The sequence below is a fragment of the Streptomyces sp. NRRL B-24484 genome (assembly GCF_000717715.1).
GTDB lineage: Bacteria > Actinomycetota > Actinomycetes > Streptomycetales > Streptomycetaceae > Kitasatospora.
This window is the reverse complement of sequence record NZ_JOAI01000016.1, coordinates 54,311-69,653: the sequence shown is the minus strand read 5'-3', so window position 1 is coordinate 69,653 and position 15,343 is coordinate 54,311. Positions and strand designations below refer to the sequence as shown.

14 protein-coding genes are annotated in these 15,343 nt (G+C 76.9%); 5 read left to right on the top strand and 9 right to left on the bottom strand.

All coding sequences use genetic code 11. From position 1 onward, the window contains the following. Positions 1-125 precede the first annotated feature (125 nt). Both IE98_RS0116575 and IE98_RS0116570 read right to left on the bottom strand, forming a co-directional pair. Complete coding sequence (locus IE98_RS0116575; protein ID WP_043174323.1) at positions 126-683, bottom strand: DM13 domain-containing protein; 558 nt, start codon at positions 681-683, stop codon at positions 126-128. Positions 684-805: 122 nt separating this feature from the next. Continuing rightward, positions 806-1,675, bottom strand: a complete 870-nt coding sequence (locus IE98_RS0116570) for a GNAT family N-acetyltransferase (protein WP_234443564.1) — start codon at positions 1,673-1,675, stop codon at positions 806-808. Positions 1,676-1,878: 203 nt separating this feature from the next. On the opposite strand from IE98_RS0116570, the gene IE98_RS0116565 reads away from it, so the two are divergent. Together IE98_RS0116565 and IE98_RS44655 are read left to right on the top strand one after the other, a co-directional pair. Then, on the top strand, positions 1,879-2,703 hold the full coding sequence (locus IE98_RS0116565; protein WP_159400936.1) for a hypothetical protein: 825 nt from the start codon (positions 1,879-1,881) through the stop codon (positions 2,701-2,703). Positions 2,704-2,869: 166 nt separating this feature from the next. Beyond that, positions 2,870-4,708, top strand: a complete 1,839-nt coding sequence (locus IE98_RS44655) for a serine/threonine-protein kinase (protein WP_052390593.1) — start codon at positions 2,870-2,872, stop codon at positions 4,706-4,708. Between the two features lie 20 nt (positions 4,709-4,728). Here the strand turns inward: IE98_RS44655 and IE98_RS0116555 are convergent, their stop codons facing one another. The 7 genes from IE98_RS0116555 to IE98_RS49110 all read right to left on the bottom strand — a co-directional run bounded on the left by IE98_RS0116555 (position 4,729) and on the right by IE98_RS49110 (position 10,993). Then, positions 4,729-5,541 carry an ABC transporter permease gene (locus IE98_RS0116555; protein WP_030269616.1) on the bottom strand — a complete coding sequence of 271 codons (813 nt, stop codon included), beginning with the start codon at positions 5,539-5,541 and terminating at the stop codon, positions 4,729-4,731. Then, positions 5,534-6,289: an ABC transporter permease gene (locus tag IE98_RS0116550; protein ID WP_030269611.1), complete on the bottom strand. Its 756-nt coding sequence runs from the start codon at positions 6,287-6,289 to the stop codon at positions 5,534-5,536. The genes IE98_RS0116555 and IE98_RS0116550 overlap by 8 nt, the downstream gene beginning before the upstream one ends. Continuing rightward, positions 6,286-7,218 (bottom strand): ABC transporter ATP-binding protein, encoded by a 933-nt coding sequence (locus IE98_RS0116545; RefSeq protein WP_199922921.1) that lies wholly within the window; start codon positions 7,216-7,218, stop codon positions 6,286-6,288. Before IE98_RS0116545 ends, IE98_RS0116550 begins: the two co-directional genes overlap by 4 nt. A gap of 12 nt (positions 7,219-7,230) precedes the next feature. Continuing rightward, on the bottom strand, positions 7,231-8,364 hold the full coding sequence (locus IE98_RS44650) for a hypothetical protein (protein ID WP_030269607.1): 1,134 nt from the start codon (positions 8,362-8,364) through the stop codon (positions 7,231-7,233). 53 nt (positions 8,365-8,417) lie between these two features. Next, positions 8,418-9,299, bottom strand: coding sequence for a hypothetical protein (locus IE98_RS0116535; RefSeq protein WP_030269605.1), 882 nt, complete (start codon positions 9,297-9,299; stop codon positions 8,418-8,420). Next, positions 9,296-10,516 carry a M16 family metallopeptidase gene (locus IE98_RS0116530; protein ID WP_030269602.1) on the bottom strand — a complete coding sequence of 407 codons (1,221 nt, stop codon included), beginning with the start codon at positions 10,514-10,516 and terminating at the stop codon, positions 9,296-9,298. Before IE98_RS0116530 ends, IE98_RS0116535 begins: the two co-directional genes overlap by 4 nt. 333 nt (positions 10,517-10,849) lie before the next feature. Further along, complete coding sequence (locus IE98_RS49110) at positions 10,850-10,993, bottom strand: hypothetical protein (protein WP_159400935.1); 144 nt, start codon at positions 10,991-10,993, stop codon at positions 10,850-10,852. 121 nt (positions 10,994-11,114) lie between these two features. On the opposite strand from IE98_RS49110, the gene IE98_RS0116520 reads away from it, so the two are divergent. Genes IE98_RS0116520 through IE98_RS45685 form a run of 3 tightly spaced genes read left to right on the top strand, consistent with a single transcriptional unit; the run spans position 11,115 to position 15,294 of the window. Further along, positions 11,115-12,860, top strand: a complete 1,746-nt coding sequence (locus IE98_RS0116520; protein WP_159400934.1) for a hypothetical protein — start codon at positions 11,115-11,117, stop codon at positions 12,858-12,860. After that, positions 12,845-14,143, top strand: a complete 1,299-nt coding sequence (locus IE98_RS0116515) for a YcaO-like family protein (protein ID WP_030269598.1) — start codon at positions 12,845-12,847, stop codon at positions 14,141-14,143. Before IE98_RS0116520 ends, IE98_RS0116515 begins: the two co-directional genes overlap by 16 nt. Beyond that, the gene (locus IE98_RS45685; RefSeq protein ID WP_063748937.1) at positions 14,140-15,294 is read left to right on the top strand and encodes a TfuA-like protein; all 1,155 of its coding nucleotides are present in this window, start codon (positions 14,140-14,142) and stop codon (positions 15,292-15,294) included. The genes IE98_RS0116515 and IE98_RS45685 overlap by 4 nt, the downstream gene beginning before the upstream one ends. The last annotated feature ends 49 nt before the right edge of the window (positions 15,295-15,343 follow it).

The following is a 15,343-nucleotide window of genomic DNA, read 5'->3' as shown; positions in this document are numbered from 1 at the left end:
CGGGCGGGCCGGTGGGTCGCCGCCCAGCCTGTCAGAGTGCCCCGCCCCGGTCACGGGTCCGACGCACGCCCTCGCCGTGCCGGTCGACCGGGCCGGTCCGGCACGGGCTCAGGTCCGGCACGGGCTCAGGTCCGGGCGAGGTCGGCGGCGCCGAAGCCGACCGAGAAGCGGTGGCACCAGATCACCGCGCTGCGGACCCGGTCCAGGTCGGTGCCGGCCGGCACGGTGTAGTTCTGGTTCCCGAGGTTGCCCTTGAGCCGGTCGAGTTCGACCGCGCCCTCGCCGAGCGAGTCCAGCCGCGACTGGGCGGCGGGCAGCGCCGACAGGTACACCCGGACGTCCGGGCCGTCCGAGGTCCGCAGCCCCTCCAGCCGCAGCACCACCGTGCCGTCGGGCAGCCGCACCAGCCGGGCCGTCCCGGTGGTGGGGTGCTCCCCGGAGACGAAGCCGCCCCGCGCCAGGTCGACGGGGGCCGCAGGCGCCGCCGGGGCCATGGACGCCGCGGAGGCGGCAGCCCGGCTCGCGGGGGCGGACGGCAGCGCCTCGTCCACCGCCGTGCTGGTGAACGCCTTCCACGGCGCGAACAGGTACAGCCCGAATCCGGCGGCGACCAGCACCGGCACGGCCAGGGACACGGTCACCCGCCGGGCGGGCCTGCGGCGCAGCGGTGCACGGAACTTCACGGTCTCTCCCAGGGGTGCGTCGGACGGCGGCCACCTCCAGAGGTACCGCCCCGCCCGCGGCCCGCACCACGTCCGCGGCCCGGCGGTAAGAACCCCGTAAGCTGCCCGGCCCGCCCCGGGGTTCAGTCCCGCGGCGGCCCGTCCGCGCCCTCCGACAGGTCCTTCACGAAGGTCGTCGCACTGCGCCGCACCGTCATGCCCACCCGCTCGTACAGGCCGAGGGCGCCGGTGCCCGAGTGCGTCCACAGCGTGCAGGAGCGCCGGCCCGCCCGGTGGAACGCCAGGAAGGAGTGCCGCAGCAGCAGCCGCGCGATCCCGCGGTTGCGGTGGTCCCGGTGCACCGCGACCCGCTCCACGTACCCGTCCCGGGTGTCGGGGAGGTCCAGCGCGAGGACGGCACCGACGACCTGCCCGTCGACGAAGGCCAGCGAGGACATCGCCGGGGCGAACGTCGGCCGCTCCACGGTGTGCTGCGCCCACTCCTCGTACTCCTTGCGGCGCGGCTGCCACTCGGCGAAGGCGTCCTCGGTCAGCCGGTGCACCGCCGGGCCGTCCTCCGGCCCGAACGGCCGGACGGTGACGCCCGCCGGGGCCTGCGGCAGCCCCGGCTCCTGCGGCATGTCGAACTCCAGCAGCCAGGCCCGCACCAGCGGCCCGTAACCGCGGGAGCGGACCAGCGCCACGGCCCCCGCGTCGGAGTCCGGGACGGTCTGCACGATCCGCCCGGTCCCCGTCTGCCGGGCGCGCGCCTCCGCCCAGTCCAGCAGGGCGGCACCGAGGCCCCGGCCCCGGTGCTCCGGGTGCACGTCCACCTCCGACCGCCGGTCGACCCAGGCCCGCGCCGCCGGCCGGCCCTGCGCGTCGTGCACCAGCACCGTGTCCGCGCCCAGATCCATCCCCGGCCGGGCCAGGTCCGCCGCCACCCCGCCCGGATCCGTCTCCACCTGCCCGTACAGCTCGTCCTCGCACGCCGCCACCAGCCCGTGGATCACCGGCGCGTCCTCGGCGCACGCCGCCCGTCCCCGGTACCCCGCAGGCAACTTCGGCACCACACCCGTCATGCCCCACACTCCCGCGCAGCAGTCCCTCCGGTCCCGGCCCGGCACCGCGTCAGTCTCCGCCCACCCCCGGACCCACGGCAACGGATTACCCGAAGCCCACCACACCCCCGCACCTGCCCACCTAGGCTCCGGCCATGCACAAGGGCACGAGTGCGGCGAAGCAGGTGGCGGCGGACCGGTTGGACGCGGTGATGCGGGAGGTACTGCTGCCGGCGGAGGTGCGGGCGGCGCTGGGTGTCTGGGTGGCGGGGGACGAGGGGGCCGCGCTCGCGGGGGCGGTGGGCAGCGGGGTGCACGCGGTGGACTGCGTGCCCGCGCACTGGGCGGGCATCGGGCCGTGGCCGGAGGTGCTCGGGGCGAGGGGCTCGACGGGGGTCGTGCGGGTGAGCCGGTCGCAGGTCCGGCGGGCCGTCGGGGCGGCGCTGGACGGCGGGCGGTGGGAGGAGGCGCTGGTCGTGCCGTACGTCTGGGGCCGGGGCAGCCGGCCGTGGCGCGGGCCGGCCGTGCTCGCCCGGATCCTCGCGCACCCGGCGACGGGCGGGGCGCTGGCTGGCGCCGTGGCGGCGCTGATCTCCGAAGGGGCGGTCGCCGGCTACCGGAGGCTGGACGGGGCGGTCCCCGGGCTGGGTCCCGCGTTCTTCACCAAGTTCCTCCATTTCGCCGGGCTCGCCCGCGAGGACGCCGTCCCGGGCCCGCTGCCGCTCGTCCTGGACTCCCGGGTGGCGGCGGCACTGCGCGCCCTCGCCGTCCGGACGGGCGGCGGCGCCGGGCTGCCGGACACCGAGGCCGTCGCCCGCTGGACGTGGTCCGCCGGCGGGTGGACACCCCACCGCTACCGCATCTACCTGGAGTGGATGCACGCCGCCGCCGACCGGCTCGCCGCCGACTGCCCGGCCTGGCCCGCCGGACGGCCGGACCTCCTCGAACTCGCGCTGTTCAAGGGCGTCTGGAAGGGCTGACCGGGAGCCGGCCGTTCACAGGGCGCGCGCAGCTCCTCCACTGGCGCCGCCGGGCCGCGGCCGGAGGGGGCACCGGGTGCGCCGCGAATGCGGGATGCCGCTAGGTTCTTGACCGGCCGTCCGATGTGCCGGGCGGCCGGTCGGCCCGGGACGGAAGGACGTTGGCGTGCAGGGACAGCTGCTGGGTGAGCGCTACGAACTGCTGGAGCGGCTGAGCCCGACGGGGGCGGCCGAGCGGTGGCGGGCGTACGACCGGCAGCTCGGCGTGCCGGTGGAGGCTGCCGTCCTGGCCGGGCCGGGCACCGCGCCGGAGGAGGCCGAGCGGCTCGCGGCGGCGGCCCGTGCCGCGGCCGAACGGCCGGAGCACCCCCACCTGGTGACGGTGCTGGACGCGGGCACCGACCCGGCGGGCGGCACCGTCTACGCCGTCCTGGAGCAGGTCGACGGCCGCACCCTGGAGGACGTCCTCGCCGCCGACGGCGCACCCGGCACCGCCCGCGCCGCCGAGTGGACCCGGCAGATCTGCGCCGGCCTGGCCGCCTCGCACGCAGCCGGCGCCGTGCACCGGGACCTCCGCCCGGCCCACCTCGTCCTCACCCCGGACGGCACGGTCAAGCTGCCGGGACTGGCGGTCGACGGACCGCCGGGCGGGCAGCCGGGCAGCGGTCCGGCCGGTGCGCTGGCCGCCGTGCCGTGGATGTCCCCGGAGGCGGTGCGCGGCGCCGAGCAGGTCGACGCGCGCAGCGACCTCTACGCGGTGGGCTGCCTGTTGTACCAACTGCTCACCGGCGCGCCGCCGTTCGGGCACCGCGAGCCGACCGTGCAGTTCGGCGCGCACCTGCGGGAGGCCCCGGCGCCACCGAGCCGCCGCGAGCCGGGTGTCCCGGCCGGGCTGGACGAGCTGGTGCTGCAGCTGCTCGCCAAGGCGCCGGAGGAGCGCCCGGCCAACGCCGACGCGGTAATCGCCCGACTCGACGCGCTCGCACCGGAGATCGCGGCCGCCGGCAGCGGACCGGCACGGGCCGCCGCCGGCGGGACCACCGGCGCCGCACCGCACGCCGCCTTCCCCGCCGCGGCCGCCGCCTCCCCTGCCGTCTCCGCCCCTGCCGCCTTCTCCCCCACTGCCTTCTCCCCCGCGGCGCAGCCGCCCGCACCGGCGCTGTCGGACGTCGACGGCTGGGAGGAGGACCGCCGGACCTCCTGGTGGCAGGGCTCCGCCGGCCGCCGGGCGGGCCTGGTGGCGGGCAGTGCCGCGCTGGCCCTGGCGCTGGTCTCGGGGATCACCTGGGCGGTGGGTTCGCAGGGCGGCTCCGGGGGCGGACGGCCCTCGGCGGCCGGCACCTCCGCGCACGCCGTCCCGGCCTACGGCGACGCCGGCTCCGACGGCGACGCGCCCGTGGAGAACACCACCGGGACGGGTCCGTCCAGGGCCGCGGCGTCCGGCTCGGCCACGGCGGCAGCCGGCGCGAGCGCAAGCCCCGGCACCCCGGCCGGTGCCACCCCCGGCGCGCCGGCCACCGCCGGCGGCCCGCCCGGTGCGACGACCGCCCCGGGCACCGCCCCCACCGCCCCGGCCACCGCGGGGCCGACCAAGGTGCCGCCGTCCCCGGCGACCTCGGCGGGGACGTACGGCTGCAGCGGCGGCCTGACCGACAGCTACCCGGTGACCACCGCGTCCGGCGTGGTGTTCGGCTACTTCTACGTCTGGTTCGACGCGGCGAGCGGCAAGAACTGCGCCGCCACGATCAAGACGGTCAACAGCGGCTACGGGACGGCCTCCGCGGTGAGCGCGAGCATCAGCAAGTGCACGCAGACCACGGCGGCGGCGAGCTGCAGCAAGGTCGCCGGCACCACCGTCACGGACCAGGGCAGCTTCGCCAAGTTCGCCGGCCCGGTGCGGGTGGCCGCGGTGAAGACCTGCATCAACGGCTCCGGCAGCATCACCTGGGCCGGACAGACCGCCACCACCCGCTCGCTCGGCAACCGCGCCGTGCACTGCGGCTGACCGCCCGGCGCCGGCCGCCCTCAGTGCAGCACCAGGCTGCCGGTGCGGACGGCCCGGCGCAGCGCGAGGCCGAGGGTGAGGTGCGCGGCGACGCCCCAGAGCAGGGCCACCGCCGCCTCGGCGAACAGCGGCCCGTACGAGAAGGGGCCGCCGGCGGCGAGGGTGCGCATCAGGGCGAGGCCGTGCGTGATCGGCAGGACCTCCGCCAGCTGGGCGGGCAGGCCGTGCTGCGGCACGGGGGTGGTGATGCCGCAGAGCAGCAGGTAGCCGATGGTCGTCCCGGCCGTGAGGTACATCCGGGCCTCGGGGTGGCGCAGGGCGATCCCCGCGAGCGTCAGCGCCAGGCAGTAACTGCTTAGGGAGACCAGCAGGTTGACGGCGAAGACGGCGGGCAGGGCGGACGGGTGCAGCGGCACCGGCAGCAGCAGCGGCACGACGGCGAGGGCGACGGACGAGGTGAGCATGCCGTCCAGCACCCAGTGCAGGCCGCGGGAGGCCAGCACCAGGAAGGGGTTCGCCCGGGTGACGAGCAGGAACTCCAGGGTGCCGGAGCGCCGTTCGCCGACGGTCGAGGAGACCACGCCGAGCGCGGCGAGCGGCCCGAGGGCGGCCGCGTTGCCGAAGGCGATCTCGCCGGTGGCCTGCGCGGAGCCCAGCAGGGTGCCGAGGGTCGCGAAGAAGAGCACCTGGCAGAGCAGTCGGACGAGCCAGCCGCCCGCCCAGGAGCGCCAGGTGAACATGGCCCGGTAGTCCTGGTGGCTGCTGAGCAGCCCGTGCCCGAACTGCCGCAGGGCGGTCGACAGGGCGGCGGCGGTGCTGCGGCGCTCAGGCATGGAGGGCCACCTCTCCGGAGCGGACGGACGCCAGGACGCGGCGCAGCACGAGCAGTCCGAGCAGCAGGTGCACGGCGACGAGGGCGGCGAGCAGGGCGACCCGCGGGCCGGCGGCCTGCGCGGTGCCGGCGGCGGCGTCGCGCAGCAACTGGGCGCCGTGGGCGAGGAAGAAGCAGCGGGCGACGGCCCGGACCGGCCCCGGCAGCACCCCGATCGGCACGATCAGCCCGGCCAGCAGGTAGAACGGGTAGGTGAGCGCGTTCTGCAGGGCCCGGGCCCCGCGGACGAGGATCATCACCCCGCTGATCAGCAGGGCGGTCGCGGCGACTCCGAGCGCCGTCAGCACGGCCACCAGGAGGCAGAGCCCCGGCTCGGCGATCCGGACGGGCAGGCCGAACCCGAAGCGGCCGATCAGCAGCACCTCGGCGAGCACGGGCAGTCCGAGCGCGGTGGTGGTGCCGACCCGGACGGCCAGCGCCGCGAGGTAGCGGCCGGGGGTGAGCAGCGAGGGCTCCAGGGTGCCCTCCCGGCGGTCGGTGTCGACGGTCTCGGCCGCGACGAAGACGGCGTGCGACCACAGGCTCATCAGGAAGGCGGTCAGGGCGACGGTGGTGGCCGCCGACTCCCGGTGGTGGTGGACGAGCGCGGTGAAGAACACCAGGGAGTACAGCGGGATGACGGCGAGCGTGGCGAGCAGGTCGGGCGAGCGGAGGATCAGGACGGCCTGCATCCGGGCGGCGGCGATCAAACGACGAACTCCCGGTCCTCGATGACGGATCGGTAGACCTCGGTGAGGCCGGGTGCGGCGACGGAGATCTCCTCGGCACGGGCCTCCACGAGCACGGCGAGCACCCGGGTCAGCGCCTCGGCGCCGTCCGGGCGGACGGTGACCGACCCGCCCGGCCCGCGCTCGACCTCGGCGCCGGGCAGCCCCGCGAGGGCCTCGGCGGCGTGCGGCGGGACGCCGGTGGCGGTGACGGTGCGCCGGGCGGAGACCTCGGCGAGCAGGGTGTCGGCCGCGCCCTGCCGGAGGATCGTGCCGTGGTCGATCAGCGCGAGGTGGGAGCAGAGCGCCTGCGCCTCGTGCATGTCGTGTGTGGTGAGCAGGACGGTCGTGCCGGCGTCCCGCAGTTCGCGGACGAGAGTCCGGAAGCCGGCCGCCGAGTGCGGGTCCATGCCGTTGGTCGGCTCGTCCATGATCAGCACCTCGGGGTCGCCGAGCAGCGCCCGGGCGAGGTGGACCCGCTGCACCATCCCGCGGGAGAAGGTCTCCACCCGGTCGCCGGCGCGGGCGGCGAGCCCGAGGCGTTCCAGGAGTTCGCCGGTGCGCCGTTCGGCGGCGCGCGCGTCCAGGCCCTGCAGGGCCGCCCAGTACGACAGGTTCTGACGTGCCGTCAGCCTGCCGTAGAGGCCGCGGTCGCCGCCGAGCACCAGGCCGATCCGGCGGCGCACCTCGCGGGGCCGGCGGACGACGTCGTGGCCGGCCACCCGGGCCGTGCCGGAGGTCGGCAGCAGCAGGGTGGTGAGGATCCGCGAGAGGGTGGTCTTGCCGGCGCCGTTCGGCCCGAGCAGGCCGAGCACCTGGCCGCGTTCGACGGTGAGGGTGACGCCTTCGAGGGCGGTGACCCGGCGTCCGCGCCGGGCCGTGAACGTCCGGCCGAGCCGGTCGGTCTCCACGACGGCCACGGTTCACCGCCCCCCGGTGCCGGCCGCGGCGGGCCAGGCGTCGAGCCGGTCGAGCTCGTCGAGCGCCCGGGCGTGGCAGGCCGGGTCGACGAGTTCACCGGTGGCCATCAGGAAGTCGGCGACCGGGGTCCGCGAGATCAGCCCGCCGTCGAAGCGGTGGTGCACGGCGGCGCGGGGGGCGCCGTCGCGCAGCGCGGTCAGCGGCAGGCCGTGGATGGTGCGGCCGGCGGCGAGCCGCTCCTCGGCTCCCCCGGCGGACTCCGCGAGGTCCGCGGGTGCCGACAGGGCGGCGCGGCGGTGCAGTTCGGCCGCGGCGGGCTCGCGCAGGGCGGTGGTCAGCGCGGCCGGGACGGCCTCCCCGAGGCCGGGCCGTCCGGCGGTGAGCTCGCAGAGTTCGAGCAGTTCGGGGGCGAGGCAGTGGGCGGCCGCGGCGTCCGCGAGCGGGCCGGGCGCGGGCGCGAGCGGCGAACTGAGGACGAGCGCCAGGTCGACGGAGTCCCGGACGGTGAACGGGCGCTGGAACCGCTCCTCGGCGAGCGCGAGCAGGTCCGCGTGCACCCGGTCGGCGGGCAGCGCGGCCCGCACCGGGACGATGCCGGACTCGCCGGCGAAGGCGAAGGTGGCCACCTCCACCTCGGCCTCGTGGTCCAGCAGCGGGTCCTCGCCGTGCCACCAGAGGCCGACGAAGCGGTGGTCGACGCCGTCCTGGCGGAGTTCGGTGTAGACGGCGCCCTCGAAGGCCTGCCGGCCGCCGAGCAGGGCGACGGCCTGCCAGAGCGCCGTCTCGTCGGGGACGACCAGGTCGAGGTCGCCGGGCGGGCGGAGCAGCCCGTCCGGGTAGTACCGGGCCAGCGACGGCCCCTTCATCACCCGCAGCCCCTCCACCCCCGCGACGTGCTCGGCGAGTTCGCGGTAGTGCGCGGCGCGGCGGAGCATCCGGTCGAGTTCGCCGCGCGAGCCGGTGCCCATCGGGACGCCGTCCCGCGCCGCGAGCGAGAGGACGAGCGGGGCGAGCACGCCGCGGACCCGCCGCGAGGCGGCGAGCAGCGGCCGGACCCCGTCCTCGGGGTCGGTGCCGAGCAGCTCGTGGAGCAACGGCAGCGTGAGCGGGAAGTCGGACTGCGGATCGGCGGACATGACGTCTCCAAGGGGCGGTCGGCACGGACGGGTGCCCGGGTCGGGGCAGCTCCTCAGGGGCGCCCCTGAGGGCGGTCGGCGCGGCGGTAGCCGTAGGACTCCTGCCAGCCGTGGCGGCGCAGGGCGGCGACCACCGCGGTGCCGGGGTCGGGGGGCAGGCCGGGTCCGGTGCGGTGGTGGCAGACGTGGCCGACGAGCGGCAGCCCGCGCCGGGCGGCCTCGGCGGCGGCGACGGCCACCAGCGCGGGCTGGGCGGCCGGGACGTGCGCGGGCTCCTCGATCAGGATGTCCACCAGGTCGACGAACGGGGTGCCCGCGGCGTCGTCCTCGGCGTCGGTGACGGTGGTGGCGTGGCCGATCGGACGGTCGTGGCCGTCGGCCCAGACGAGCCAGGTCCGCCGGGCCGGCGTCCGCAGGATCTCCTCGACCGCCGCGCGGACGGCCTCCTCGGCCACCTCCGCGCCCAGGTCGGCCTGGGCGCCGGAGACCGCGGTCGCCAGCCAGCCGCGGACGAGGCCGCGGTGCTCCCCGTCGTCCTCGGTGATCCGGACGGCGGGGGCCGCGGCCCGGGCGGCGGCCCCCGCGGCGGCCTCCGGGGTGAGGTGGAGGTAGCTGATCAGCGGGTGCAGCCGAGGGTCGCCGGGGGTGCCGGCGGGGGTGCGCAGCACGGCGGCGGTGCAGTCGGGGTGACGTGCGAACAGCTCGGCGAGCAGCCGGCCGGGGTCGGCGAGCAGCGCCGGGTCGGCGTGTTCGACCAGGCACTGCGCCTCGCCGGTGAGCGGGTCGGTGTACGGGCCGGCGACCACCGGCAGGCCGTCGAGGCGGTGCAGCAGGCCGGCGTCCTCGGCGGCCGCCAGGTAGCCGGGACGGACGGCGAACAGGTCCTGGCCGGCCGCGGCACGGTCGGCGGCGGCCTGGCCGGGGGCGGTGTTCACGCCGCCTCCGGGCGGACGACGACGACCAGGCCCTCGGCCAGCTCCCGTGCGGCGGCGGCGACCTGGGCCCCGGTCACTCCGCGCAGGGCGGCGATCTCCTCGTCCGGGTCGAGGTCCGTCCCGGTGAGGGCGCGGCGCTCGGCGAGGGTGACGGCGCGGTCCAGCGGGGACTCGGCGGTGAGCACCGCCTCCACCACGGCCTGGTGGACGGCGGCCTCGACGGCCTCCTGCCCGGCCCGGCCGTCCGCGGTCTGCGCGAGCACCTCGCGGAAGGCGTCGAGCACCTTGGGGGCGTTCTCCGGCTCGGCGCCGGCCAGCATCCGCCAGGCACCGGTGTCGCGGTAGCTGCGCGACCAGGAGCGGAAGGAGTAGGCGAGGCCGTCCTCGTTGCGCAGCCGCGCGTACAGCAGGGAGGCCGGGCTGGCGCCGAGCAGGTGGGCGAGGACGGTGTGGGCGTGCCGCCGCGGGTCGGTGGCGTGCGGGGCGCGGCCGCCGGCCAGCAGCCAGCAGAACTCCTCGGGCCAGGCGTCGGCCTGCCCCGGGCGGACGGGTCCGGGGCGGTCGGGTCCGTCCGGGCCGGTCGGGGCGACGGCGGGCAGGTCGCGCAGGCCGCCGGCCTCCAGCGCGGCGGCGATCCGGTCGGCGGGCAGGCCGCCGACCACGGCGACGGCGAGCGGCGCGGTGGCGAGGGCGGTGCGGTGCGCGGTGCGGAGGTCCTCGGTGCCGATCCGCTCGACCGTCCCGGGGCGGCCGCCGACCGGCGAGGCGAGCGGGTGACCCTCGAACAGCCGCGCCAGGAAGGCGTCCTGGACGGTGTCGGCGGGGTCGGCCGCGGCGGCGGCCAGTTCCTGGAGGACGACCCGGCGTTCGGCGTCGAGTGCGGGCCCGGTGAGTTCGGGGCGGAGCAGGGCCCGGCAGACCAGTTCGGCGACGCGCTCGGCGTCCTGGTCGAGCACCTGGGCGTGGATCACCAGGGAGTCGGGCCCGGTCGCGGCGTTGCAGGTGCCGCCGAGGCGCTCGATGTGCTCGCACAGCGGGACGCCGTCGGCGAGCGGGACGGACATCACCAGGTGTTCCAGGAGGTGCGCGGTGCCGGCGGCGTCCGCCGGGTCGTGCCGGGCGCCGTGGCCGAGGGCGACGGCGAGGCTGGTGGTGCGCAGGTGCGGCTGGTGCTCGACCAGGACGGGGACGCCGCCGGTCCAGGGGGTTTCGATCACGGTGCATCCCGTCGTGGGCGGGGGGCGCCGCGCACCGCGGCGCCGCCGGGGGCGGTGCGGGCCGGGGTGCCCGGGCGGCTGTGCGCCCGGGTCACCCCGGCCGGCGACGGCATTACTTGCCGGCGCGGACGTTGACCTTGTCCAGACGCGGACGCAGGCCGACCTTGTGGTTGCGAACCATGGTGTTTTCCTCCTCTCCAGGGGTGAGGGGGTGGCCGGGACACCTCTCGGTCGTCCCGTCCGCCGCGCTTTCTCGGCGGCAGCGAGAGAACATAACCATGACCATCACTCAGGAGTCAATAAAGCCAGTCACGATGATGGCCGCGGCCCGCCCTACCAGGGCGTGATGACGCCCTCCAGGATGGAGTCCTTCACCGCTGCCAGCTGCTCGAAACACTCCTGAGCTGCGGCTTCATCGATTCCGACCGACTCGCCCGCAACCTCGACGGGCCCGGCTCCCTGCTCGTCCGACGTCATGACTCTCCTTGCGCAAGCCCTCCGGAGCACCGGAAGACAGTCTCGGCGCACCCGGTCGGGCACACCGCCACAGCGATACTGACAGAACAACATGACTGTGATAGTCAATTTGACTGTGACTGTGTCAATATCAATGGGGACGGCCGCCGCGGGTCCCGTCCTCGGCCATGCCGGGGCCGCCGCCGCGGCCCGCGCGCACGCGGCCGCGCTCGGCAGGCCCTTCCGAGCGACCGCCACCCGGCAGGAGCTGCTCGGAGCCGTCGCGGCCGCCGCCGGCGGACCGGCCTTCGTGCTGGCACCCGAGGACGGCCTCGACCTGCGCCTGACCGGCGAACTCGCCGAGACCGCGCGCGCCCACGCCGTCCGCCTCGGCGTCCTGCCGCTGCCGCCCGACCCCGCGGCCGCCGCCCGCCTGCTCGACCGGTCCGCCCGGGCCGTCGGCGCCGGACCCCGGCACCCCCACCGCACCCTGCACTACTGCGACTTCCGCAGCGAGGCCGTCCCCGGCCCGCGGCACTCGTACGGCTCCGCCGACTCGGACGCGTTCGTCGACCGGCTCGCCGAGGGCGCCGAGGCCGTCGTCCTGCACAGCCACGGCAACGGCGCGGACTTCCGGGTCGGCCGGCACGTGCTCTGCCTGCAGGCCGACCCGCTCCGCCCCGCACCGGGCCGCCCCGGCGAGCAGTACCTGCCCTGCCAGGCCGGCGGCCCCTGCCGGCTGGAGCACAAGACCGGCTTCCGCGCCTTCCACGGCGCCGGCGCCGTCCGCACCCGGCTGCTGGTGCTGCTCTCCTGCTCAGCGTGGCAGCCCGCCGGCGGACTGCTGGGCGCGCGCTTCCAGCTCGCCCGCCGGCTGCTGGACGGCCCGCACGTGGCCGGCTTCGTCGCCTCCACCCGGATCAACCACGGCACCCCGCAACTGGGCGCCGCCGTCGAGCGGCTGCTCGACACCGGCGCCCCGCTCGGCGAGGTCGCGCTGCGGATCAACCTGCTCGCCGGCGAGGGCCTCGCCTCGTACGTCTGCGTCGGCGACCCGGAACTCCGTATCCCGGCCGAGGCCGGACCCGGCACCCCGTCGGCACCCGCGGCCGGCACCCGGGCCCCGGCCCGCAGCGCCGCCCGCCCGGCCGCGGCCGTCGCCGCCGTGACCGCACCGGTGCCGCTCCCGGACGAGCCGCGCGCCGCCCGCCGACTGGTGCAGTCCCGGATCGTCCGCCGCGCCGTGGCCGCGGGCGACCGCCCGGAGGCCGACCTCGCCCTCGCCGACCGCCTGGCCGCCGCCGGCCGGCCGGACCCCGCCCCGGACGGCGAACTCGACCGGACGCTCTGCGAGTTCCTCGCCGCCACGCTCGCCCACCGCGGCCCGGACGTGCACGACTACCTCAGCGGATCGGTCGGCTACAGCCCCGAGGAGCCCACCGAGCTGCGCCACCACTGCGGCCACCGGCTGCTGCGGCTGCGCGTCGTGCCGCGCGACCTGCCCGCCGGCGCCCTCGCCCTGTACGTCTGCGAGCGCTGCGGCTCCGCGCACACCCTGCCGCCCGGCGGCGAACCGCCCCGCGTCGTGCTCGGCCCGGAGACGCTCACCCTGCACCTCGCCCGGCCGCTCGCCACCGGAGGCCGGTGCACCGCGGCCCGGCAGCCGATCGGCGGCCGGCCCGAAGCCGCCCTGCCGGTCACCGAACTCGCCCCCGGCACCCGGGAGGTCACCGTGCCGCTGCCGCGGGACGGCGCCCCCGGGCTGCGCCGGATCGCCGTCGCGCTGGTCGCCGACGGCGAGTTCTCCGTCCACCAACTCCCGCTCACCGAAGCCCGATCCACCCGCACCGCACCACGAAAGGCAGGCCGGCCGTGCTGGACGCCCTGACGACCCGCTGGGACAAGGACCACCGAGACGGCACCCACCGCTCCCGGGCCCCCGCCGACACCCTGGCCGACTACGGCGGACGGATGGCCCGGCTGGGCATCACCCGGCTGGCCAACATGACCGGCCTGGACTGGCTGGGGATCCCGGTCTACAACGCGATCCGGCCCAACTCCCGTTCGCTGTCCGTCTCCCAGGGCAAGGGTGCGACGCACGACGCCGCCCGGGTGTCCGCCCTGATGGAGTCGATCGAGTACTGGCACGCCGAGTTCTTCGAGGGCGCGCTGCGCCACGAGTCGTACCGCGAACTCGCCCGCCGGCAGCCCGTCCTGGACGTCTCGCGGCTGCCGCTGCGCGGCGGCCTCGACACCGTCGGCGAGGGCTCCCGGGAGACCCCGGCCCGCGCCGGACTCCGCACCGACCTGCCGATGCTGTGGACGGAGGGCTTCGACCTGCTCGCCGGCTCGCCGCTCTGGCTGCCGTACGACAACGTCCGGCTGAACAAGGTGGGCATCGACTACGCGGCGACCACCTTCCGGGTCAGCTCCAACGGCCTGGCCTCCGGCAACAACCTGGTCGAGGCCGTCATCCACGGCATCTGCGAACTCGTCGAGCGCGACGCGCTGACCATGTGGTGGCAGGGCGTCCGCACGGCCGCCGACATCGCACGGACCAAGCTCGACCTCGACTCGGTCACCGACCCGGTCTGCCGCGGGGTGCTGGACGCCTTCGAGGAGGGCGGCATCGAGGTCGCCGTCTGGGACGTCACCTGCGACACCGGCATCCCCACCTACCAGTGCTGCGTGGTGGAACGCGCCGACCGGGTCGCCTGGCGGTCCTTCGGCGCCTGCTGGGGCTACGGCACCCACACCTCCCCCGCGGTCGCCCTCTCCCGCGCGCTCACCGAGGCGGCGCAGAGCCGGATCACCGTCATCGCGGCCAGCCGGGACGAGAACTTCCGCACCATGTACAAGGCGCAGAACGACGAGCGGACCCTCGCCCGCACCCGCGAGGTGTTCTTCGCCGCCCCCGGCACCCTGCCCTTCGACACGAGCCGCGGCATCGACCACCCCACCCTCAACGAGGACCTGCGCGCCGTGCTGGACCGGCTCGCCGGGGCCGGCATCGAGAACGTCGTCGCCGTCGACCTCACCAAACCGGAGATCGGCATCCCCACCGTCAAGGTCGTCGTACCCGACCTCGAGTTCTACTCCCTGTTCATCGGCTACACGCCGGGCCGCCGGGCCCGGCGGCGGCTGCTCGGAGCCCAGGAGGCCACCCGGTGACCGTCCACGTCTTCCTCGGCCCCAGCCTGCCCGTGGAGCGGGCCCGCGCCGTCCTCGACGCGCAGTACCACCCGCCGGTCAGCTGCGGCGACGTCACCGAGCTGGTGCTCGACCGGCAGCCGCCGGAGGCGATCGTCCTGGTGGACGGCCTGTTCGAGCAGGTGCCGACCGTCTGGCACAAGGAGATCCTGTTCGCCCTGGAACGCGGCGTGCGGGTCTTCGGCGCCGCCAGCATGGGCGCGCTGCGCGCCGCCGAACTCGCCCCCTTCGGCATGGAGGGCGTCGGCGGCATCTACGAGCGCTTCGCCTCCGGCGAGTACCAGGACGACGACGAGGTCACCATCGTGCACGCCCCGGCCGAGGACGGGTACCTGCCGCTCTCCGAGGCGATGGCCAACCTCCGCGCCGGGCTGGCGGCCGCGCTCGCCGCGGGCGCGGTCACCGCCGCCACCCACGACCTGCTGGTGGACGCCGCCAAGCGGCGCTTCTACCCCGACCGTTCCTGGGGCCGGCTGTACGCCGACGCGAAGGCCCTGGGCGTCGCGGCGGAGGAGACGGCGGCGCTGCGGGCGTACGTCCGGGAACACCGGCCGGACGCCAAGCGGGCGGACGCGCTCGCCGTGCTGCGGCACGTCGCCGGACTGCTCGACGGCGGGCTGGAGCCGCCGGTCGTCGACTTCGCGCTGGAGCCCACCTACTACTGGGAGAAGCTGCTCACGGTCGTCCGGCAGCAGCGCGCCGAACGCGAGCTGCACGAGCGGCTCGGCGCCGGGCCCGCGGAGGTCTACCGGCACCTCGCGGAGCACCGGCCCGCCGTGCTGCGGGCCGCGCTCTGCGACGTGCTCGCCGGCCAGGAGTCCGCCCGGCTCGGCCTGCTCGTCGCCGAGGAGCGGACCGCGCACCACCGGACGGTGCTCGACGGCACCGCACTGCCGGAGGCCCTGCGCGACGGCCTCGCCGTCCGCGAGGCCACCGCGGAGGCGCTGACCGGCCGGCTGCGCGCCTCGCTCGCCGGACCGGTGCTCGCCCGGCTGGAGCAGGAGGGCCTGGCCGGGCCGGTGGCCGCCGCACTCGGCGCCCCGGACGCCGCCGGTGCCGCGGGCGGCAGCCCGGCGGACGGCGTGCCGCTGCCCGCGGGCCGCCGCGAGTGACCCGACCCGGCAACGGGACCGCCCCCGGCACCGTGCAGGTGCCGGGGGC